The sequence below is a fragment of the Parabacteroides sp. merdae-related_45_40 genome (assembly GCF_001915675.1).
This window is the reverse complement of sequence record NZ_MNQY01000047.1, coordinates 22,038-44,908: the sequence shown is the minus strand read 5'-3', so window position 1 is coordinate 44,908 and position 22,871 is coordinate 22,038. Positions and strand designations below refer to the sequence as shown.

The 22,871-nt window shown below is 47.1% G+C and carries 15 protein-coding genes; 8 read left to right on the top strand and 7 right to left on the bottom strand.

Annotation, left to right across the window (positions count from 1 at the left end; translation table 11 throughout):
- Positions 1 to 93: 93 nt before the first annotated feature.
- The 3 genes from BHV83_RS06785 to BHV83_RS06775 are packed head-to-tail and all read right to left on the bottom strand — an operon-like array spanning position 94 to position 3,795.
- A complete protein-coding gene (locus tag BHV83_RS06785) occupies positions 94 to 2,253 on the bottom strand; it encodes a S46 family peptidase (protein ID WP_286757031.1) in 2,160 nt (719 codons plus the stop codon).
- Positions 2,250 to 2,723 carry a CYTH domain-containing protein gene (locus tag BHV83_RS06780; protein ID WP_286757029.1) on the bottom strand — a complete coding sequence of 158 codons (474 nt, stop codon included), beginning with the start codon at positions 2,721 to 2,723 and terminating at the stop codon, positions 2,250 to 2,252. The genes BHV83_RS06785 and BHV83_RS06780 overlap by 4 nt, the downstream gene beginning before the upstream one ends.
- Complete coding sequence (locus BHV83_RS06775) at positions 2,713 to 3,795, bottom strand: DUF2027 domain-containing protein (RefSeq protein ID WP_286757027.1); 1,083 nt, start codon at positions 3,793 to 3,795, stop codon at positions 2,713 to 2,715. The genes BHV83_RS06780 and BHV83_RS06775 overlap by 11 nt, the downstream gene beginning before the upstream one ends.
- 124 nt (positions 3,796 to 3,919) lie before the next feature.
- On the opposite strand from BHV83_RS06775, the gene BHV83_RS06770 reads away from it, so the two are divergent.
- Positions 3,920 to 5,134: an S-adenosylmethionine:tRNA ribosyltransferase-isomerase gene (locus tag BHV83_RS06770; RefSeq protein ID WP_022193210.1), complete on the top strand. Its 1,215-nt coding sequence runs from the start codon at positions 3,920 to 3,922 to the stop codon at positions 5,132 to 5,134.
- 60 nt (positions 5,135 to 5,194) lie between these two features.
- Entirely contained in the window at positions 5,195 to 7,171 is a 1,977-nt protein-coding gene (gene porE, locus BHV83_RS06765; RefSeq protein WP_022193211.1) for a PorE family type IX secretion system protein, read from the top strand.
- Here the strand turns inward: porE and BHV83_RS06760 are convergent.
- Positions 7,163 to 7,531, bottom strand: coding sequence for a hypothetical protein (locus BHV83_RS06760; protein WP_005858880.1), 369 nt, complete (start codon positions 7,529 to 7,531; stop codon positions 7,163 to 7,165). The two genes, porE and BHV83_RS06760, sit on opposite strands and share 9 nt — an antisense overlap.
- Positions 7,532 to 8,069: 538 nt before the next feature.
- A complete protein-coding gene (locus BHV83_RS06755) occupies positions 8,070 to 9,218 on the bottom strand; it encodes an aldose epimerase family protein (RefSeq protein WP_022193212.1) in 1,149 nt (382 codons plus the stop codon).
- Positions 9,219 to 9,611: 393 nt separating this feature from the next.
- Between BHV83_RS06755 and BHV83_RS06750 the strand changes: the two genes are divergently transcribed.
- From BHV83_RS06750 to meaB, 6 genes are all read left to right on the top strand, one after another.
- Positions 9,612 to 10,406 (top strand): thymidylate synthase, encoded by a 795-nt coding sequence (locus BHV83_RS06750; protein ID WP_022193213.1) that lies wholly within the window; start codon positions 9,612 to 9,614, stop codon positions 10,404 to 10,406.
- Between the two features lie 75 nt (positions 10,407 to 10,481).
- The gene (locus BHV83_RS06745) at positions 10,482 to 10,979 is read left to right on the top strand and encodes a dihydrofolate reductase (RefSeq protein ID WP_005858889.1); all 498 of its coding nucleotides are present in this window, start codon (positions 10,482 to 10,484) and stop codon (positions 10,977 to 10,979) included.
- A gap of 87 nt (positions 10,980 to 11,066) precedes the next feature.
- Positions 11,067 to 16,748, top strand: coding sequence for an alpha-2-macroglobulin family protein (locus BHV83_RS06740; RefSeq protein ID WP_022193214.1), 5,682 nt, complete (start codon positions 11,067 to 11,069; stop codon positions 16,746 to 16,748).
- A gap of 192 nt (positions 16,749 to 16,940) precedes the next feature.
- The gene (locus tag BHV83_RS06735) at positions 16,941 to 17,318 is read left to right on the top strand and encodes a DUF1573 domain-containing protein (RefSeq protein WP_005858893.1); all 378 of its coding nucleotides are present in this window, start codon (positions 16,941 to 16,943) and stop codon (positions 17,316 to 17,318) included.
- A gap of 27 nt (positions 17,319 to 17,345) precedes the next feature.
- Positions 17,346 to 18,455 (top strand): DUF1573 domain-containing protein, encoded by a 1,110-nt coding sequence (locus BHV83_RS06730; RefSeq protein WP_196009454.1) that lies wholly within the window; start codon positions 17,346 to 17,348, stop codon positions 18,453 to 18,455.
- Positions 18,456 to 18,467: 12 nt separating this feature from the next.
- Positions 18,468 to 19,565, top strand: a complete 1,098-nt coding sequence (gene meaB, locus BHV83_RS06725; RefSeq protein ID WP_005867941.1) for a methylmalonyl Co-A mutase-associated GTPase MeaB — start codon at positions 18,468 to 18,470, stop codon at positions 19,563 to 19,565.
- Positions 19,566 to 19,608: 43 nt separating this feature from the next.
- Here the strand turns inward: meaB and BHV83_RS06720 are convergent, their stop codons facing one another.
- Both BHV83_RS06720 and BHV83_RS06715 read right to left on the bottom strand, forming a co-directional pair.
- Complete coding sequence (locus BHV83_RS06720) at positions 19,609 to 21,081, bottom strand: TolB family protein (RefSeq protein ID WP_286757017.1); 1,473 nt, start codon at positions 21,079 to 21,081, stop codon at positions 19,609 to 19,611.
- Between the two features lie 3 nt (positions 21,082 to 21,084).
- Entirely contained in the window at positions 21,085 to 22,836 is a 1,752-nt protein-coding gene (locus tag BHV83_RS06715) for a DUF6057 family protein (protein WP_195320114.1), read from the bottom strand.
- Positions 22,837 to 22,871: the final 35 nt, after the last annotated feature.

Genomic DNA, 22,871 nt, shown 5'->3' with positions numbered 1-22,871 from the left:
ATAGAAAAAGGAACTTAGGTTCATGGGCGAAGTATGTTAACATACTTCGGCATTTCAGTTAACATACTTCGCCCACGAAGTTAACTTACTTCTCTATCTTGAGAATTCCATCTCGTTCAATAAATAACCGGCTCCGGCATATTTATCGATTACGAATAGGACATAACGGATATCTACGATAATACTGCGTTGATAATCGGGCAGATATTGGATATCCCCTCCTACTCCTTCCCAGTTACGGTCGAAATTGATACCGATTAACTCTCCTTGTCCATTCAATACCGGACTACCGGAGTTCCCTCCCGTTGTATGGGTCGTAGCACAGAAGGCAACCGGCATTTTACCGTTAGGCATCTTATAAGGGCCAAAGTCTCCTGCTTGATATAATTCCTTCAAACGAGTAGAAACCACAAATTCCCAATTCGTAGAATCCTCCTTCTCCATGACGCCGTCTAAAGTGGTTTGATGACCATAATAATCGCAATCACGAGGACTGTAACCTTTCACCTGCCCATAAGTCAGACGAAGCGTAGAGTTTGCGTCCGGAAAACTAGCCAAGTCTCCATACATCGCTAAAAGTCCTTTCACATACGCACGATGGGCGATCGCATATCCGGCATCAAAATCAGCCAAGGCCTTATCTAACGCCTTTTTCTCATCCTTTACGGATTGTGCGAACAGAATCATCGGATCTTCTCTCAAAGTTTTGACAGACGGATGCTCCTTGAACGCATTGAAGTTCTTCTCACTACCATAGATCGATTTATCAAACAGATAATCAACGAATTTATCCACATCCCCCTTAAACTTGCTATCGATTACGGAAAAATAAGCCGGCTGCGACTTCGGAGCGACCAAACGCCTATATTCCTTTAACATGACTTTTGCTATCTTCTTATCAACCATCGGCGCATAATCCTTATCAGCGAAACGGTGGAAAGCCCTCTCCAATTGAGTGACCTGTTTTTGCTGCTCGGAACGATCTTTCCCCTCCAAAGCCTCACAAACAGTCTCGATATCGGTCGGAACTTTGGAGAACTCGATGCCACGGCTCAATGCCTCATCCAACATCCAACTACGGAAACGCAAATCCTTACGATCATTAACGATCTGCTCCAATGTCAGAAGCGCTTCCGGATAAGCAGGCTCACACATCTTCTTCGACCAAGCGATCAAACGATCCTGCTCATCGTTTTTCACCTGCTCAAAATTACGTTTGTTGATCGCCCAGTTACTACCGATCGCATTCTTATAAGCGTTCGTAGAACCTGCATACTTACTAGCGTATTGAATCCGGACTTGCGGATCTTTCAGCATTTCTTCCAGCATCGCCTCTTGACGGAGATTACGGATATTAATACGTACCGCATTATCTATATCCCGACGTTCAGCTACCTCCCATGAGGTATAGTATTTATTGGTACGGCCGGGGAACCCCATGATCATGGCATAATCGTTCTCCTCCACACCTTTTAAAGAAAGCTTTAGCCAACGTTTCGGACGAAGCGGGACATTGGTTTCCGAATAAGGTGCCGGATTTCCGTTCGCGTCGGCATACACACGGAAAAGAGAGAAGTCTCCGGTATGGCGAGGCCACATCCAGTTATCCGTATCCGCCCCGAACTTACCGATAGAGGAAGGGGGAGCACCGACTAAACGGACATCCGAATAGATCTTCTTGGTAAACATATAGTACTTATTACCTCCATAAAAAGCCTTGATCTCGACTTCCGTACCGGGGTTATCCTGTAAGAACTTCTCACCTACTTTCGCTTTAGCGAGGCCATTCAAGTACTTAGCGGACAAGAATTCCATGCTGTTCGGATCCGTGATCTTTTTCAGTTCCGTCCTCACATAATCCGTCACGTCGTCGATCTTATCGATAAAAGTAACCGTCAATCCCGGATTCGGAAGCTCCTTATCACGAGACATCGCCCAAAAGCCGTCCGTCAGATAATCATGTTCCAAGGTACTATGCCGTTGGATGCTACTATAACCACAATGATGATTCGTCAGCACCAACCCGTCCGGAGAGATCATCTCGCCCGTACAACCACCGCCAAAACGAACCACGGCGTCTTTCAAGGAAGGAGCCTCGGCGCTATACACTTCCTGATCGCTTAATCGCAGACCAAGGGCCTGCATCTCCGCAAACTTTTGTTGCTTCAATAAAGGGAGCAGCCACATGCCCTCATCGGCCAAGACCGGAAACGCCAACATAGCGGCCGCTACAGATAAAAAGAGTTTCTTCATGTATTTGAACTATTAAAAGGATGTTTTGTCAACATTGAATTATAATAACGGCGATCTCCACTTACCTCCTTACCCAGCCAAGCCGGTTTCTCAAAAGGCTCGTCCTCAGACGATAACTCGATCTCCGCAAGGATCAACCCTTCATTCGCTCCGTGGAAAACATCGACTTCCCACGTATGGCTGCCTCTGGGAATCAGATAACGAACCTTGTCGATCGCACCCGGCTCGCAAAGCTCCAACAACCGCTCGGCATCCACCAGAGGAATCTTTTGCTCAAACTCATAACGGCTCAAGCCTTTCTCATCCGAAGCGCCTTTGATCGTTAGGAATCCCTCCTCTCCCCGGATACGAATACGAACCGTACGTCCGGGCTGTGAGCAAATATATCCCTGCACGATACGGGTGGAGCTAACAGCCTCCGGTAAGAAATCACCGGAGACCAAGAATTTCCGTTCTATCTCAATGGCCATGTTGCGAGGTATCAGCCTTAATCGTTACCATCGTCGCACCAAAACCATATTCGCGGAAAGAAGCGTCTTGAAAATAATGTTGCTTATAACGGGTCTTCAAATCCTTCTCGATCGCCTTACGCAGCACGCCATCGCCTTTTCCATGGATAAAGACAATCTTCTGTCCGTTATTAAGAGCATACTGATCCATCACCTCACGGAATTTTCCCAACTGGTACGTCAGCATATCCGCATTGCTCAATCCATTCGTATTATCCAACAACTCGGTTATATGCAAGTCTACCTCAAGGATAGCGCTATTCGTCGGCTTCTTTTTCACGATTTGCCGGGGAATCCTACGTTCCTCACGAACCTTTTGCTGCATAGCTTCCTTCAACTCCGCCGCAGAGACCAATAGTTCTCTCTCGGGCAAGTCATTGCGGATAATCGGATAAATCAAGGCATCCTCCTCAAAGAAATCATTCTCCATAAAGCAGTGAAGCTTGTAGAACTTAACCGTATCCAAGCGCAACTCTACAGATACGGCGTTTTTCAACGAATAGGGTTTATCCTTCTTGAAAGCGATCAGTTGCACGCAGATCCTTTCCAGATCATTCAACTCCGGCTTACCGAACTCCTCTAGGAATATTTTCGTATTCGGCTCGATAATCCCGTTATAACGGCTTGTCCAGCTATTATTCGTCCGGTTCATATAATTGAAGAACAAATAGTAATTGCTATCATTCACGAAATACGTCTCATAGCCGCATTGCTGAAACGCCTTCGGATCGACCGGGAGATAAGCCAGATACACATTCAGACGCTCTCCCTCCGGTGTCTCCTCGACCTTTTCCTCTTTGGGTTCAGGCTTCTTTGGGGAAGGAGTCTCTACCGGAGCCTGTACTTTCGGGCGATTCGAGCTATGCACTTGCATATCATTGCCCCCAACCACGACACATTCCTTGATCAAGGCAGGAACCTCAAACCCATCCTCATCCTCAACCAACACTTGGTCCTTTCCACGGAATCCACGTACGACTCCACCTCCCACACTATTCAGGAAGCGAACTTTATCACCTATTTGAATACTCATATTCTATACCTTATTATATTATGCGCACAAAATTAGGGAATAATCCGCGAATCCGAAACCTATTTACTACTTTTGCACCCGGAATCCGTACAAACGGATGTTTTTTAACAGGACAGAAGAAGTAATGAAGACGCAAGAAATACGTATTGAAGATTATAACTATTCGTTACCGGACGAACGAATCGCGAAGTTCCCATTGCCTAAAAGGGATGAGTCCAAACTTTTACTCTACCGTAACGGGGAAATAAGCGAAAGTATCTTTAAGCATATCACGGATTATCTTCCCCAAAACACCTTGATGGTATTCAATAATACCCGGGTCATACAAGCCCGCCTACTTTTCCAGAAAGAGACCGGCGCACGCATCGAGATTTTCTGTTTGGAGCCCATCGAGCCTCATGATTACGCCTTGATTTTTCAAGAGACCCGACGCTGTAGCTGGACTTGCTTGGTTGGCAACCTTAAGAAATGGAAAGAAGGCACTTTATCCAAAACGATCTTCATTAAGGATGAACCGGTCGTGCTGACAGCGGATAAGAAAAAGTCTCATGGTGACACACATTTGATCGAATTCACTTGGGATAATGAGGCTTATACGTTCGCCGATATCTTGGATGCCGCCGGGGTCTTGCCGATTCCTCCTTATTTGCACAGGGAAACAGAGAAGAGCGACCTACAGACCTATCAAACAGTTTATTCTAAGATAAAAGGCTCCGTCGCCGCACCGACCGCCGGACTTCATTTCACTCCGGAAGTACTTGCCGATATAGATGCTCGGGGCATCGGGCGGGAAGAAGTCACCTTGCATGTCGGAGCGGGTACCTTTAAACCGGTAAAAAGCGACACGATCGAAGGGCACGAGATGCACACGGAATTTATCTCCGTCCGCCGCAGTTCCATCGAACGTATCAAAAGCAACCTTGGAAATATCATCGCCGTAGGAACGACTTCCGTACGGACCTTGGAAAGTCTCTATTACATGGGCGTGATCCTAGATAATAACCCGGAAGCGACTTCCGAAGATCTCGTCGTAAAACAATGGATGCCTTACGACATGAATAACAACCGGCTGACAGCGGAGCGTTCCCTTCAAAACATCCTCGATTATCTGGATAAGCATGATGCGGATACGCTGGTAACGGCTACGCAAATCATCATCGCCCCGGGCTATGAGTTCAAGATCGTAAAAGGAATCGTCACCAACTTCCACCAGCCCAAAAGCACCTTGCTCTTGCTGATCTCCGCTTTCGTAAAAGGAAACTGGAAATCCATCTATGAGTATGCCTTAGAGCACGATTTCAGGTTCCTGAGTTATGGGGATAGTTCCTTGTTATTGTAACAGACATACAATAAGATCCCATACAATTCGTTATATTTGCACGAATATATTCCAGATTGAATGAAAGCGCATTTTACTATATATGTTTTATTTTTGCTTATCGTATCTTCCTTGTATTCCTGCAAATCGGCGAAGTTGAGCGATGCCGAGGAGAAGCAGCGTATCGGGGAATACTATGAGGCAGCTGCCATTTATCGTAAGGTTTACACGAAAACATCCCCGAAGAAAAGGGATTTGCGCGGCTATATCGCTTACCGTATGGCCGAATGTAACCGGTTGATCAATAATACGGCGAAAGCGACTAGCGCCTATATGAACGCCATCCGCTATGATTACCCCGATAGCACCGTCTACCTACGCATGGGACAGATGTTACAGAAGACCGGACGTTATCCGGAAGCGATCAAGAACTACGATATCTATATGGAGAACGATCCTAGCAATTTATTAGCCATCAACGGCATACAAGGATGCGAGTTAGCTCCCGGATGGAAAAAGAACCCTACCCGCTACGAGGTAAGACGCATGGATAAATTCAATTCCCGCCGGGGAGAATTCAGTCCGATGCTGGCCGGAGATAAATACGACCAACTATACTTCGCTTCTTCCCGCTCGAAAGACAAAGACGCGAAAGTTAGCGCCATCACCGGGCAAAATAACAATAACCTCTTCCTTGTCAAGCAAGACGAGAAAGGGGCTTGGCTAGCTCCCGTAGAGCTCGAAGACGAGGTGAATACGGAATACGACGAAGGAACCCCCTCTTTCTCCCCCGATGGAAACACGATGTATTATACCTATTGCGCCCAAGATCCGGAAGGCCCTCGTACCGCCGAGATTTACATATCTACCCGAAGCAGCGCTAAATGGGGAAAAGGAACCCGTGCGACGATCGTAAAAGACTCGGTTACCGCCCTCGGTCATCCTTCCATCTCGCCGGACGGCAAATACTTGTATTTCGTATCCGACGCCGTGGGCGGTTTCGGTGGCAAGGATATTTTCCGTGCCCGGGTAGCGGGAAACGATTTCGGCCCGATGGAGAACCTAGGAGAAGAGATCAACACCCCGGGAGACGAGATGTTCCCGTATGTCCGGGATTCCGTCACCCTTTATTTCGCGTCCAACGGACATCCGGGAATGGGTGGTCTCGATCTGTTCAAGGCCACGCAAGACAGTACAGGGAAGTGGAAGGTCGAGAACCTAGGCGCTCCCATCAACTCTATGGCAGACGATTTCGGTATCACCTTCGCCGGAAAAGAGGAACGGGGCTTCTTCTGCTCCAACCGCAACGACGCACGGGGCTATGACCATATATATTCCTTTGAACGGCCTACGATCACCATCTTCATCGAAGGAATCGTAAACGATGTCGATGAATATCCGATCGAGGACGCTACCGTACGCATCGTCGGAAAAGACGGACTGAACGTGAAAGTCCCGGTCAAGAAAGACGGTACCTATCGTGTCGAGTTGGAACGGGACATCCGTTATGTCATGATGGCCAGCGCCCGTGGTTACCTCAACCAGAATTACGAGTTGCATACCGGCCCCGAGGAGAAAAACGAGACGTATATCGTGGATTTCTTTCTCTCTCCGATCAGCAAGCCGGTTGTTATCGATAACATTTTCTACGATTTCGATAAAGCGACCCTTCGTCCGGAATCCAAGAAAGCTTTGGACGAGATGATCAAGATGCTGAACGATAACCCGAACGTAACGATCGAACTGGGTGCCCACACGGACCGGAAAGGTACGGACCAGTATAACGAGCGTTTGGCTCAACGCCGTGCGCAATCGGTCGTGGATTACCTAATAGCGGGAGGTATCGAGGCGGCTCGTCTGGAAGCGAAAGGATATGGAGAAAGCGTTCCCAAGACGATCAATAAGAAGATGGCTAAACAATTCGATTTCTTGAAAGAAGGCGATGTGCTTACCGAGGAATTCATCCTTGCCCTGCCGCCGGAACAGCAAGAAATCGCCGACCAGATCAACCGCAGAACGGAATTCAAGGTCTTACGTACAAACTATAACTTATTTTGAGGGAGCAAAGAGCGTGATCTCCTTAAAAGAGACCGGCCAATCGATCGCACTCATCAGCACATCGAAGGACAGGCGTTGCTGATAAGAGACCGAGGACTCCCTTGAATACAAGTCATGAGCTACCAAACCGATCATCATCTTAACCTTATAATGCAATTCCTTGGATAGTACCAAGCAGGCAAGTACACTCAAATCTCTCGCTTCTTCCCAATCCCGATCCGCAAAACACATCTCCCTTTGAAGTGCCGGATAATGACGAGTCCGCATGATCAGATCCGGATCACGGACCTCACACGCACCTTCCACTACATCCAATAATATACGACAGACAGCCAAACGTTGCTTTTTAATTACCTCCATATACGTTTCCCTCAAACCGGACCGTTCACCTTGTTCGGTATTTCTATATGCTACAAAAAAGAAGCGTGGGAACTGTTAATCTACTATTCGAAACTGAGGCATCGCCAAACACCCATCGGACAAATAATAAACAACAGCCCACGCCTTATTACGTATACTATTAGGCAGTATATATAACAAGCGTGAGCGTTTAGTTGCCTATTATCTCTGTCCGACTTGAAACTTGGCGATTTTCAGTTCCAAAGATAATATCTTAAACGCTTATCGTAATCACACTTTGATTCATAAACCCTTGAATTTCCACAAGAGTTTACTTTATCGATACAAATATAACGCTTTTTCTCATACATCATATGGATTTATTTTTCTCTTTTAAAATCTATTGGGAAAAGATAGCGTATACTCTCTAGCGATAAATTCTTCCACTATAAACAAGATGCTTCCGTGAGTAAAAAAGAGAGGCGCATATACATCCTATTTATGTATATACGCCTCACCATTATGTGGATATTTCCAAATCCGGAACTTTCTTCCTTATTTACTCTACCGAGAACTTATAAATACACTCACTCGTATATTTCTCGCCCGGACGAAGCACTACGCTCGGGAATGCCGGCTGGTTCGGGCTATCCGGGTAATGTTGAGTCTCCAGACATAGAGCGCCACGATGCGGGTAAACCACACCTAACTTGCCTTTATCACCCGCTTTCGTCATTGAGTTACCGGCATAGAATTGAAGACCCGGCTCGTTGGTGTAAACTTCCATAACGATACCGCTTGTCGGAGATACAACTTTAGCGGCTACCTTATTGATATCGCCGGCGGCGTTCAATATCCAGTTATGATCGTAACCACCACCGTAAACCAATTGCGTAAACGGATTGTCGATATCAGCGCCTACCACTACCGGTTTGCGAAGATCCATCGGCGTGCCTTCCACGGGTTCGATACCGGTCGGGATCAAAGTCTCGTCCACCGGATTATATGTATCCGCGTCGATCATGATCGTATGATCCATGATTTGCGAGCCGGGAACACCGGAAAGATTAAAATAACTATGGTTCGTCAAATTCACGACAGTAGGTTTATCCGTCGTCGCCTCGTATTTAATATCAACGGCGTTATCATCCGTCAGCTTATAGATCACCTTGATATCCAGATTACCGGGGAAACCTGCCTCACCGTCTTTCGATAGATAAGTCAACTCCAAGGTTTGGTCATCGATCTGTTTCGCGTCCCAAACTACCGCGTGATATCCTTTCGGACCTCCATGCAAACAATGCCCGTTATTATTCTGTGGAAGTTGATACTCCGTTCCGTCCAACGTAAACTTACCATTCGCGATACGGTTGCCATAACGTCCGATCAAACCACCATAGTTATTATCCGGAAAAGCTACATACTGAGCGATATTATCATACCCAAGCACAACATCCGTCATCTTACCGTTCTTATCAGGCACCATCACGGAAACCAAGCGTCCGCCCCAATTCGTTACGCAAGCCTCAGCCCCTTTCTTATTCTTCAACACATACAAAGCAGTCGGCTTACCATCTACCTCAGATACAAAATCCGACTTCATCAAACCAGAAAGAGTGGCCTCTTCCGTAGCCGCCCCCTTCTCATTCTTACCTCCGCATGACAATAACATACACATTGCCATGACCGCAAAACAAAGTTTTTTCATCTCTTTCCTTTAAAATTAATAAATGTTATTCTTCGGGCAAAGATACGCATTCTATCCACATGAGGTCCAATATCCTTACGCATTTTCTCGGGAATCCTTACCGATTTCTACTCGAAGTACTACACCCTTCCTCTTGACATCTTAATCATCCACCAATTGGTAGATGATCATGCAACAGCCGTTGGAAGATCATGCAACAGCTGTTAGATGATCATCCAACAGCTGATAAATAAGCTAGACCTTCATACAAATCCCCTAATACCTCCCGAAGAAACAGCCAAGGATACATGAAGAAACCGTTTGAATCCTCAACTGATTTCATATTTTGACCCGTTATTCTAGTATAATACGATTCACTTTTGTACATTTGCACACTATTGTAATAAGTGAGTAATGAAACAATATTTAGAGCTGCTCAATAGAGTGCTTACCGAGGGAGTTAGAAAAGAAGACCGGACGGGTACGGGAACGATCAGCGTATTCGGTCATCAGATGCGGTTTAATCTGGAAGAGGGATTCCCGCTACTCACTACCAAGAAGCTGCATCTGAAGTCTATCATCTACGAATTGTTATGGTTCCTGAATGGAGATACCAACGTAAAATATCTGCAAGATCATGGCGTACGCATCTGGAACGAGTGGGCCGACGCGGATGGTAGCCTTGGGCATATATACGGTTACCAATGGCGGTCATGGCCGGATTATAAAGGAGGATCTATCGACCAGATCACCGAGGCCGTGGAGACGATCAAGCATAACCCGGATTCACGACGAATCATTGTAAGCGCATGGAACGTGGCGGACTTAGACAACATGAACCTGCCTCCTTGCCACGCTTTCTTCCAGTTTTACGTGGCGAACGGACGGTTGAGCCTACAATTGTATCAACGCAGCGCGGATATTTTCCTTGGCGTTCCGTTCAACATTGCCTCCTATGCCTTGTTATTACAAATGATGGCACAAGCTACCGGCCTTAAAGCCGGAGATTTTGTTCATACGTTGGGAGACGCCCATATCTACAGCAACCATTTGGAGCAAGTTAAGTTACAATTGACACGTGAGCCACGTGTGTTACCCCGTATGGAGATCAACCCGGACGTAAAGAGCATCTTCGATTTTAAGTTCGAGGATTTCAATTTGACCGGATACGACCCGCATCCCCACATCAAGGGAGAAGTGGCTGTCTGAGAATTGGCAGTTGACGATGGACAGTTGACAGTTAATTCATAAATCATAAATTACAAATCATAAATCAATAAGTCTATGAGTACAATTTCTATCATCGCAGCAATCGCAGATAAAAGCGCGATCGGAAAGAATCAGCAATTATTATGTCACATGCCTTCAGACATGAAGCGTTTCAAGGAATTAACCACGGGACATGCGGTAATCATGGGACGTAAGACATTCGAGTCTCTCCCTGTAGCGCCACTGCCCAATCGGAAGAATGTCGTATTGACGACTATGCCCGAAGCTGGTTTCGTGAATTGTTTCGCTTGCGAGTCTATGGGGGCCGCTCTGGATTTATGTGAGAAAGAGGACGAGATATTCATCATTGGCGGCGCGTTGGTCTACAGACAGGCTTTGAGAATAGCCGACAAAATGTATATTACCCGCATCCATCATGAGTTTCCCGACGCTACCTCGTTCTTTCCCGTCGTAAACTGGGACCTTTGGGAAGAGACTGAACGTGAGGAGTATCCCGCAGACGAGAAGAACCCTTACCCCTACACCTACATCACCTACGTGCGCAAAAAATAAACATTAACGTACGTTTTACAACTTTTTGCTCTTTCTTTGTATCTATATAGGAAAGGTTTATTGTTAAACTTATAAAACCCAAAAGATATGAAGATAAGAGCAATTATTTTATCTGCCCTGATACTTTGCGGCATCTCGGCGGTTATTATGTATAGCCGGGCCGCCCAGCCTCAACAAAAAAGTTCTGTTATCACGCAAGCTATAAACGATAAGAATACCCCTATGGTGATCAAGAATCTTATCCTTAAAATGAAAGAACAGATGGAGGTAAACGATGATCAGTTCCCGGAACTGATCAAGGAGGTGGAGAATTACACCAACAGCCTAGCCGACTCGGCTTCCGTGGCGGTATTACATTCCATGTTGGCGGAGATGTATCAGAACTACTACCAGCGGAACCAGTGGACCATCAACCAACGCACCCAATTAAGCGGTTATATCCCGGAGGATATCCGGGAATGGACTTCCAACTTATTCACGGATAAGATCAAGGAAGAGATCGATTTATCATTGCGACCTACGGCTTTATTGCAAAATACGCCTGTCAGCAAGTTCAAGGATATTCTGGAGATCGGAAAGGACTCGCAAACCCTGCGTCCGACCCTCTATGAGTTCCTTGCCTTCCGGGCACTGGACATCCAACCGACCGTACAGATCTATAAAGACTTGATCGCCTTTCAAAATAAGGAGCCGAATATGAAATCGGTCCTCCTTACGGAATTGGATTACCTACGATTCCTTTACGGGGATAAAAGGGATAAAGAGTCTTTCGAGGCTTACATGAACGCATTGGATGAGCTTTACAGGAACTTAGCTTCTCAAAACTATGCAGCCGAGATCTTAATCGCCAAATTGGATTTGGTTAGCGGCAGTATGTTTCGTTACGTCTCTACCCAATGGGATTCTATCAAAGCGGAAGAGGTGAAACTATGCGAGGAGGGTATCAAACGATATTCCGGTTACCCTCGCACGGCTATCTTAAAGAATCGCTTGGCACAATTGGAACAACCTACTTTATCCGCATCTACAAACAATACGGTTTATCCGGGACAGCAACTGGGGATCAAGCTGGAATATAAGAATGTACAGAAAGTCATCGTACAAATCTATCGAAGCTCGAAAACACCTTTACAAGCGGCAGCCCATACATCCGCAAAAAAATCAAGTAGCAGCACCTTGGGACAACTCGTAAATGAGAAGACATTCTCTTTGCTACTGCCCAACAGCTATTCGCAGCAAGATACGACCTTACATATATCTATGGATCAACCGGGATTGTATGAATGTGTCGTAACCGTACCCGGACAACAGCTAAAGACGATCAATACGGTTAGCGTAACCCGATTGGCCGCGATCTATCGTAATCTTTCCGGTAATAAACAAGAGGTCATGGTTACCGACTATCTTAGCGGGAAGCCTGTTGATGGGGCTATCGTTACTTATTACGGAGGTCAGCGTCGTAGCTTGCAAGAACTGGGTACCGTCAAGACAGACCGGGAAGGCTTGGCCACGCTTCCGGCGAACAGTCAAGTATTGGCGTTCCAAGCCAGCAGACCAGGAGATACCAACGCTATGTTGACAAATATCTATCCGATGGGTTCCGGCCGCAGACCGGAAAAGAACCCGGTAGAAGTCTCGATCTTTACGGACCGTGGACTTTACCGTCCGGGACAAACCATTTTCTTCAAAGGTCTCGCCTACGTAAAAGACTCGAACGACCCGCATGCCGTGGCCGGACAGACTTTTACGGTGACTTTGTATGACGCTAACGGGAAAGAGCTAGCCCAGAAGAAATTCACGACCAATGAGTTCGGTTCCTTTAACGGAGAGTTCTCCCTCCCCAAACAGACCCTAAGTGGTGTCTTCCGGTTAAGTACCGGACAGATGAGCGTATATATTCATGTAGAGGAATACAAACGTCCGACTTTCCAAGCGTACTTCCTCCCGATCAAGGGCGATATCGCTTTCGGCGATTCCGTTACCATACAAGGCAAGGCGGCTACATTCTCCGGCGTGTCACTGCCCAGCGGAGATGTCACTTGGCGTATTACACGCAGGCCCTTCCTGTCGTGGAGGTATTTCCGTCCGAGCGCTCCGACACAAGTTGCGGAAGGGAGTACCACCCTTTCCGGCGATGGGACATTCAACGTATCTTTCCGTCCCCAAAAAGAGGAGGATACGAATCCATACGCTTCCGCATACCAGACCTACGAGGTATCGGCTACCGTAACCGATAGCAAGGGAGAGACCCAAGAGGCGAATTACACCTTCTCGGTAGGAGAATCCAGTATCGTCTTATTCACGAACCTACCGCCACAAATCGAGAAAGACTCGGTAAAAGCCGTAGTCGAAGCCCGGACAATCAATGGGGAGATGGTTTCCACCTCCGGTACTTTCAAGATCGTAGAACTGATCGCGAACCGATCCGATAAGAACAGCGGAGAGAGCTATAAAGAAGGCAAGCAAGTAGCTTCCGGTAGCTTTACCAGTGGCAAAGAGATCAGTCCGGCTATTTTCAGCCAATTGCCCTCCGGGCGTTACCGTATTTTAGTAGAAGCCAAAGATAGCCAAGGACGGCAGAGTAAGAACCAGTCCGATTTCATCCTATACGGAAAGAACGACAAGCGTCCTCCCGTATTTACCCATACTTGGCTGCTGAAAGAGAAGACAACTTGTTTACCCGGGGAGGAGGCGGAGATCGTATTCGGCACCTCCGACAAGGACGCCTACGTACTCTATGAATGGTTTGCCGGAAATAACCGCATCCATCACGAGTTGATAAAGCTAAGCGACGCGAACCATCGGTTTAAGATCCCGTTCAAGCCGGAATATGGAGAGGGAATCATCGTATCCTTTACGTTCGTAAAAGAGGGTGAGCTATATATTACCCAAGTACCCGTAGAGCTTCAGCTACCCAACCGGCAATTAACCATCAAGCCGATAACCTTCCGGGATCGTTTACTTCCGGGAAGTAAAGAGAGCTGGAAATTCCGTATCACCGACGCGGACTCCACGATCGTATCCGCCGAGGTACTGGCCAGCATGTACGATGCCTCACTAGATAAAATCATACCGTTCAATTGGTATTTCTCCCCGCAGCGAACGATCCTGCTACAAGCTCCCCGTTTCTCAACCGGAGCCGGATTCCAGCGTAGTTATCAATATGACCAGACAGAGGCCAAGTATATAAAAGTACCTCAATATCAGTATGACCGTTTAAATTGGTTCGGTCTATTCAATGAGATTGTCATACGAGGATACGGCTCCAGCAACCGGGCTTTCGCCACGGGAGGTATCATGTTGAAATCCGCGGCAGCCCCAGTAGTGGCGGAATCCATGAACATCATGGAAGACAGCGCCGTGTTAGAAGAGCCTAGTGTGGAATCTACGGAAGGGGAACCCGTGTTCAGCCTATCCGATCCTTTCGCCAAAGAGAGCAGCCAGCCGATAAGTCCGGAGCAAATCCGGCAGAACTTCGCGGAAACCGCCTTCTTCTACCCGACCTTACAAACGAACGAGGAAGGAGACATATTCGTAAATTTCACCCTGCCGGAAAGTAATACGACTTGGAAACTACAGCTATTGGCCAACACCCAAGACCTGAAATACGGTCTGTTAACGAAAGAGGTCATCAGCAGCAAGCCTTTGATGGTTTTACCGAATCTGCCTCGTTTCGTCCGCCAAGGGGATGAGGTCAGCATCAGCACGCAAGTCATCAACAATTCCAAGGAAGCGGTATCCGGCCGTGTACGCATCGAACTATTCGATCCCGCTACAGACCAACCGATTATCTGCTTGAGCAAGTCACAACGTCCGTTTGAGTTGCAACCGGATAGCATCGCTACTGTAAGCTGGATAATCCCGGTCCCCAAACAGATCAGCCTGCTGGGCGTACGTATCCTAGCCGACTCTGAAAAGGGAAGCGACGGGGAGCAGCAGATCGTACCGGTTCTTTCCAATCAATTGCTTATCACGGAAAGTACCCCGTTCTATTTGCTCAAGGAAGGAGAGAAACAAATCCGTATCTCCGGGAACTCGGAGGGAGCGACACCATTCCGTCTCACGCTGGAGATGACCGGGAATCCGATTTGGTACGCGGTACAGGCATTACCGACGATCACACAGCCGAACAATGATAATATCTTATCTTGGTTTGCCGCTTATTACAGCAATACGTTGGCTTCCTATATCGCCCAAGCCCATCCCCGCATCCGGAAAGTGATCAGCCAATGGACCGCCCAAGGAGGGAATGCCTCTACCCTCTATTCAAACTTGGAAAAGAACCAAGAGCTGAAGAACATACTCTTGGAAGAGACGCCTTGGGTACTGGCCGCCGATAACGAGACAGAGCAAAAACAACGCTTGTCTTTATTGTTCGACCTAAACCGTGCGGACGGATTACGGGAAGCGGCCTTGCAACAACTGATCCAACAACAGAACGAAGAGGGTGGATGGAGCTGGTTCAAAGGTTTCCCCGCAAGCCGTGCGATCACGCTTTCTATCCTGAAAGGTATGTCACAGCTTGTACAGCTAAACGCAATCCAATATGGGCAAGCGGAGAAAGAGATGCAAATGAAGGCCCTCAAGTTCTTGGACAAAAGTATGCAAACGGATTATGAGAACTTGCTGAAATACGATAAGAAATGGCAAAACGCATGGCCCTCGCCGGAGCAGGTAGAGTTCTTATTCGTCCGCAGCTCCTACCGGGATATCCCGGAACTGGGAGACGCCCGGGAAGCGATCCGTTTCTATACGAACCAAGCGGAGAAGCACTGGAATCAATATTCCTTAATCAGCAAGGGCGAAATCGCCTTGTTAATGCATCGAAACGGTAAAAAGGAGGTGGCGACAGCAATCCTGACATGGCTAAAGAAGACCGCTACGATCTCCGAGGAGAAAGGTATGTATTGGGCAAACAACCGCAGGGGGAGTGATTATTTCACCTCACCGATCGACACGCATTGCTTATTAATGTCCGTCTTTAACGAAATCGCGCCGGATACCCAGCATACAAACCGGATGAAACAATGGTTGCTAAACCAGAAACGTACACAAAACTGGGAATCCGTACCCGCCACGGTAAACGCCATTTACGCCTTGCTACTCACAGGTAGCGATTGGCTGAACACGCAAAACACCTGTGTAGCGACATGGGACGGCAAGACCTATAGTACAGCGGAAGGGGAAATCGCTACCGGTTACCTCAAAACGATACTTCCGAACGAGCCGGCAAATAGTTCCGCCAACCCCGTGCTCTCGATCCGCAAGGAAGGAAACACTCCGGCATGGGGAGCTGTTTACGAGCAATACTTCCAAGAGATCGACAAGGTAAAAGGACAAAAAGGGGTGTTGAGTGTCGAGAAGAAATTATTCGTCGAGACCAATAACGGTACCAACTGCCAAATCCGTCCCGTAACGCCGGAGCAGCCGCTCCGCATCGGAGACAAGGTAATCGTTCGGCTAACGATCCGGACAGACCGTGAAATGAATTACGTATTCTTGAAAGATCTACGTGCGGGCTGCTTCGAACCGGCCGATCAACTTTCCGGCCCGGAATCAAGAGACGGTATCTGGTATTACAGATCCCCGAAAGACGTATCCGAGAATTTCTTCATCAATCGTCTGCCGGAAGGTACGTTTGTCTTGGAATATCCGGTCTACGTATCCCGTAGCGGCGAATACGCCGGAGGTATCAGTACGATTCAATGTATGTACGCCCCGGAATTCGTGTCGCACACCGCCGGAGAAAGCTTGCGGATCATGCCCTAAACAAGCCTTTTCTTACAATGCCCGTTCTAACCTCCTTACAATGCCCAGTATAAGGAGGTTAGAATGGGCACCGTAAGAAGGTAAGAATAGGCATCGCAAGAAGCGTTATCTTCCTCTAATTTTCAATTTTCAATTCTCAACTTTCAATTGAAATGACTATCTTTGTAATTCGAATTAAAACTAAACGATAAGATGAAACAAATAGTTTTTATTTTCATGGCGATCCTGTTAGCGACAGGAATGGCTTCAGCTCAGAAGAAAGCAGTTATTTCCGCGGAAACAACCAGTTTCGATTTTGGTACCATCAAGGAAGCAGACGGAAAAGTATCCCATACGTTTGAAGTATCCAATACGGGCGATATGCCTCTAGTCATTACACGTGTAATCGCGTCTTGCGGATGTACGACCCCGGAATGGCCGAAAGAACCGGTAGCTCCGGGTAAGAAAGCCCAGATCAAGGTTACTTTCGATCCGGCAGGACGTCCGGGTCCTTTCACGAAGACCATTTCCGTATACAGTAACGGGAAAACCGGAAGCTTCATCATGAACATCCGGGGAGAGGTTGAATAAGAAATACGTAAAAAACCCCCAATTGGAATGCTGAATATAAAAAGGTTGATCCTTGCTCTTACAGCAATTATATCTATAACGACAGCTTGGGCACAACAAGGCGCCCAAATCTTGTCGGACGAGTTGACTTATAATTTCGGGACAATAGCCGAGGCCGATGGATTCGCCAGTCATACTTTCACGATAAAGAATACGGGAGACGCCCCTTTGGTCATCACCCGTGTTACCGCGTCATGCGGTTGTACACGGCCGGAATGGACCAAGTCGCCGATCGCTCCCGGTAAGACCGGTGAAGTTAAGATAACGTATAATCCGAAAGGACGCCCCGGCCCGTTTTATAAAACCGTATCGATATTCAGCAATGGAAAGAAAGGGAGTTACAGCCTAGCCATTAAAGGAAATGTCACCCCGAAACCTTCGCAGCCGGTCTTTACGTATCCTTATTCTATCGGTGATCTGAAGCTGCATACGAAGACTGTTCTATTCAGCAGTATCCGTCCGGAGGAAACGTTGGGCGAGAAGATCAACATTAAGAACGAGGGAAAGACCTCGGCTACGATTCATCTGGGTAAAGTACCTCACTATCTCAACGTACAGGTGAACCCGGCTACCCTTCAACCGGACGAGGTCGGTGCCATTACGATCCTTATGGATGCCAAGGTCTTGAAGCGAAAAGGACGAGTCTCTACGCTTTTGCCGGTCATGGTACAGAACGCCGGAAAGAAGGAAGTATCCGGAGAGATCCAGATCTCCGCCAACGTGATCGATAATTTCAGCAAACTATCCGCTGCGGATAAAGCCCAAGCCCCGATAGCGGAATTATCCGGCACTTTACTGGAATTCGGCAAGCTACCGAACAAGAAAAGCATCGTTCCGTTGATCGGAGGTAAGGTATCGGGTACATTTGAGATTACGAATGCCGGAAAGACTCCGCTCACGATCTACAGCGTCACTTGTGATGATGAGCGTGTCGATTTGTCCGGCGGCAAGAAAGAACTTAAACCGGGAGCGACCGCTACTTTCAAAGTAACCTTGCGACCGAAAGAGATAAAGACAAAACTTGAAGCACTTATTAATGTCGTATGCAACGACCCGAACGGGCCTATTCGCTTGATCAAGGTCACCGCATATAAATAATGAATTATTAATATGGAACATCCAGAAAACGATGATCAGTACAAGGGATTGAAAGTGAATAAGGGCATTGCGGATGTCCCTACCGTAAATCCTTATATAAAAAAGCGTGCCCAACGCAAGGTATATACGCCTTCCGAATTCGTGGAAGGTATCTTAAAAGGGAATATCACGATACTCAGTCAAGCGGTTACCTTGGTGGAAAGCTCTAAGCATGAGCACCAGCAGGTGGCGCAGGAGATTATCGAGAAATGTTTGCCTTTCGCCGGAAAATCGGTCCGTATCGGTATTACGGGTGTTCCCGGAGCGGGAAAGAGTACCTCTATCGACTCTTTCGGCATGCACTTGATCAACCAAGGGCGTAAGCTTGCCGTACTAGCGATCGACCCGAGTAGCGAACGCTCGAAAGGTAGTATCCTAGGAGATAAGACTCGTATGGAGGCCTTGTCGAGAGAGAAAAACGCCTTTATCCGTCCTTCACCATCCGCAGGCTCCTTAGGGGGGGTCGCCCGTAAGACCCGTGAGACGATCGTATTATGCGAGGCCGCCGGTTTCGACACCGTATTCGTAGAGACCGTGGGTGTTGGACAAAGCGAGACGGCCGTACATTCTATGGTGGACTTCTTTCTATTGATCCAACTTGCCGGTACCGGCGATGAATTGCAGGGTATCAAGCGAGGTATCATGGAAATGGCGGACGGTATTATTATCAATAAAGCGGATGGAGACAATATCGATAAGGCGAATCTCGCCGCCGCTCAGTTCCGGAACGCTTTGCATCTTTTCCCACCTTCGGAATCAGGTTGGTTCCCGAAAGTATTGACTTATTCCGGTTATTACAACATAGGTATCAAGGAAATATGGGATATGGTCGGAGAGTATATGGAGTTCACCAAAAAGAATGGCTACTTCAACTATAAACGTAACGAGCAAGCTAAATACTGGATGTACGAAAGCATCAACGACACGCTGCGAGATAAGTTCTACCATAACCCGGCGGTAGAAGGCATGCTGGAACAAACAGAGAAGCAAGTCTTGAACAACGAGATCAGCTCGTTCGTGGCAGCCAAACGAATGATTGATTTATTCTTGGATCATATCGCTACGAAATAAAAGAATAAGAATGTCGCACGATCGGATCATGCGACACTCTTTTTCACTTGAACCTTACATCAAATCCTTTATCTTCTTTCGCTTTCACGGCCAACGTGCGTCCTTGTCTCTTTACCTCTCCTGTGATGAATTCAGGTATATTGTAGGATTTCATAAAGCGAAAATAAAAATCCGTATCCTTCTGGGGTAACAGGAAAGGTTTGCAAGCCTGTCCTTTCTCATCGATATAAGCGATAAACAGTCTTGTATACAAACCATCCATCCGACGGCTGCTAAACACGATCCAACGGCTATCGCTACTCCATGAATGATAGCTTTCCACATCGTCGCTATTCGCCGCCTCCAATGGATAACTTCGCAGAGTCGATAAATCAATCATGTACAAATCGGCATCCTTATGCCAAATAGAGAAATTCCCATAACCGGACAAGGTATAGAGCAAATACTTTCCATCCGGGGAAACCCGGGGAAAAGAAACGCTTTTATCGATCTCCGATGCCTTATATAAAGTATCGACTACCGTCCCGAAACGGCGTGTAGCGGGATCGAACGAGACTGAGCATAGATCGTATCTCACTTGATCGTATTCCTTGGGCATCGTACGGGCTTTAGCCGAACAGAAATAGAGCGTATTTCCATCCGGGGAAAATGTAGGGAAAGTCTCGAACGCTCCCTCTGAAGACAACAGCGGAGAAGTCACGATCTCATGCTTTTGCGTATCATAGACGACCACATCCGAAGCCGAGTCGAATACCTCCACCCGATTCCTATCGTTCATATGAAACGCTTGCTTGGTTTTATTCACAGAGAAAGCGACATATTTTCCGGAAGGATGCCAAGAAGGATAGACCAGTGGAGAAAGGGTCTGATCGGTCTTCGTATTCAGCTTCTCCACCCTATCTCCATCGATCAATAAGGTACAAGAGTAGGTCTCACGCATATGGAAAAGCATTTTCTCCGGATTCTGCATACAGAAAGAATGGCAGTTCATACAGTTATTGCCGCTCATCTTATTTTCGATGATCGCGTTCTCCGTATAATTTTCCAAGTTACGTTGATAGATACCCATACGGTTCCACAACTCATAGCCCGGTTCGATTAAACGATAAGCCAACCAACCATCGACCGGCTCCTTCGCCACCTTGATGATGAAGGGGGCATACGCAATCCATTCATCATTCACGAAGGCTTGTACGGTTACATTCAGATGATTCCCGGAAGCGGCACGCAACAGCCTTTTCCAACCGGAGGCCGGGATCACGAAACAAGCGTCTTTCCCGGTCTTGATCTCTAATTTCTCCGGGCCACATTCGAGAATGGCACGGGCCTCAGCGCAAGCGTCTTTCAGCTTAAAATTCAAGGGAGCTATATTCGGCGGGATTGTCACATCCGCATAATCCGGAAAGATCTCCGGCTTGACTTCCAGATTCTTCTGTATACGTACCGGACCGGAACAAGCCATCAAGCCCAGAATCATCCACAGACATATACATCTTATTATATACATTTTTCTCATCTCCTATTTAAACATATAATAATACCAATACGTATCGCCATAAGAGCGATACATCAAACCGGGCAGCGCATTACTATTATTCCGCCCAGCGAGCACTTGCCTCTTATAATCGGTGAATCGCCCTACGATAGATTCCGAGACACCGAAACGTTTCCAGTAATCCGGATCTTTCTCCGATAGGATGATGACCGCCTCTTGAAAAGAGACCGGTAAAGAAGGGAGTAAATCCGTTCCGTAATAGGTTTCCACCAACGTCTTAAAGCGCGTCACATCTTTTGCTAAAAGATAGAATACGCCGGCATAGTGGAAAGCGGCTTTATTGGAAGGATTCTGCTCCGCCAAGCGAATCAAGTCCGTGTCGAATCCATCCATCTGGATCAGATGATTCTCAGCTAGCAGGTTCCTGCGCATATTCCCCAATAGAGGATCTGTCTCGACCGCCTCATCATTATACAGGAATTTCCGCTGCGCTTTGGCCCAATCCTTATAATAGAAAGTATTCTCTAAGACAGCGATATATTTCTCCGCGACCGGATAGGCTCCATAAATCAAGTTCGTTTGTACCAAACGTTGCGTCATGCGGGGATTTCCATCACATAAGGCACCAATATTACTTTCGAAAGCCATCTCTTGAGCCGCGGCGACATTTCCCATCGTAAAATAAACATCACTCAGCAAGGCGGATATGGTAGTCGATTTATTCCATGCCACCATTAATCCACGAGGCCCGTGCTGCGTGTACTTAAACGCCTCATCCGCCAGAATACCTTTCCGAGCCAAAGCCATATTTTGGTAACATAAATAGAGTTGATTAGTGGTCGGCTCCTTGCATGATACCAAGATCCGGTCCCATTGCTCTGTCCGGGTAAAATAGTCCATCATCTTCAAGCGGTATGATTTCTGTTCGCCATATAGATCGAAGCCTTTCCAGAAGATAAGCCCTAAGATAATGAATTGGGAGATTCCCAGCGCTAGACGCTTTTTACCAGCCCATGATTCCTTGTTTTTACAGAGGCAGGTTACAACCAGCGCCGCATAGAAAGCGATCCATGAGAAATAAATTACCTTATCCGGCACCAAACGGAAATAATAATAACTATCCGGTAAAAAGACAAAGCGGTATTCTCCGATCACCGAGTAACGCACACATAATTCACCCAAGATCAACACGATCATCGGTAAAATCGCGGAATAATACCAACGGGGCGTCCGGCTCATGGCCTCGTATCCCATCATGGACAAGGCAAACAACAAAGAGACCGGCCCGGCCAACCCAAAGAGTAACAGGGAGGCAAACAGACTTGCTATCAAACGAGGTATGAAATTCCTTATCCCTAAAACGAGATATAAAGCAAGCAGCATCATACCGAAGGCTACCGTTCCTTGAAACCTGTAATTAAAATCCCATTGCACAAACAACAAGGATAGGACGGGAAGCCAAGCCCATAAAATACCATGGCTTCGCGGATCGATCCGCCTCAAGATCGCCCAGAACAAGGCCCCTAGGCCTGTCAGCAGGGCCGCCGTTATCATAGCTCCCACATTCGGGAGAATGAAGAACTGCACCAAACAACCAGAAAGAACCATCGCTAAACCTCCCGGTTGCATTAACTTATCGATAATAAAAATGGGAGTCAACTGGAATAACTGGTTCTGCTCGACACAGTAAAAGTGGTACTCACTGAATATCCTCAAGAAGATAAACAGAAAGACAAATACGATTACATTCAAGGCCACGCCGCTATACTTCTTCATGATATCAGGTTCTTCAAATAAAAACCCGGATGTAC

Coding starts and splice junctions, on each gene's coding strand:
- BHV83_RS06785 (WP_286757031.1), bottom strand. CDS start 2,253: ATGAAGAAACTCTTTTTATCTGTAGCGGCCGCTATGTTGGCGTTTCCG.
- BHV83_RS06780 (WP_286757029.1), bottom strand. CDS start 2,723: ATGGCCATTGAGATAGAACGGAAATTCTTGGTCTCCGGTGATTTCTTA.
- BHV83_RS06775 (WP_286757027.1), bottom strand. CDS start 3,795: ATGAGTATTCAAATAGGTGATAAAGTTCGCTTCCTGAATAGTGTGGGA.
- BHV83_RS06770 (WP_022193210.1), top strand. CDS start 3,920: ATGAAGACGCAAGAAATACGTATTGAAGATTATAACTATTCGTTACCG.
- porE (WP_022193211.1), top strand. CDS start 5,195: ATGAAAGCGCATTTTACTATATATGTTTTATTTTTGCTTATCGTATCT.
- BHV83_RS06760 (WP_005858880.1), bottom strand. CDS start 7,531: ATGGAGGTAATTAAAAAGCAACGTTTGGCTGTCTGTCGTATATTATTG.
- BHV83_RS06755 (WP_022193212.1), bottom strand. CDS start 9,218: ATGAAAAAACTTTGTTTTGCGGTCATGGCAATGTGTATGTTATTGTCA.
- BHV83_RS06750 (WP_022193213.1), top strand. CDS start 9,612: ATGAAACAATATTTAGAGCTGCTCAATAGAGTGCTTACCGAGGGAGTT.
- BHV83_RS06745 (WP_005858889.1), top strand. CDS start 10,482: ATGAGTACAATTTCTATCATCGCAGCAATCGCAGATAAAAGCGCGATC.
- BHV83_RS06740 (WP_022193214.1), top strand. CDS start 11,067: ATGAAGATAAGAGCAATTATTTTATCTGCCCTGATACTTTGCGGCATC.
- BHV83_RS06735 (WP_005858893.1), top strand. CDS start 16,941: ATGAAACAAATAGTTTTTATTTTCATGGCGATCCTGTTAGCGACAGGA.
- BHV83_RS06730 (WP_196009454.1), top strand. CDS start 17,346: ATGCTGAATATAAAAAGGTTGATCCTTGCTCTTACAGCAATTATATCT.
- meaB (WP_005867941.1), top strand. CDS start 18,468: ATGGAACATCCAGAAAACGATGATCAGTACAAGGGATTGAAAGTGAAT.
- BHV83_RS06720 (WP_286757017.1), bottom strand. CDS start 21,081: ATGAGAAAAATGTATATAATAAGATGTATATGTCTGTGGATGATTCTG.
- BHV83_RS06715 (WP_195320114.1), bottom strand. CDS start 22,836: ATGAAGAAGTATAGCGGCGTGGCCTTGAATGTAATCGTATTTGTCTTT.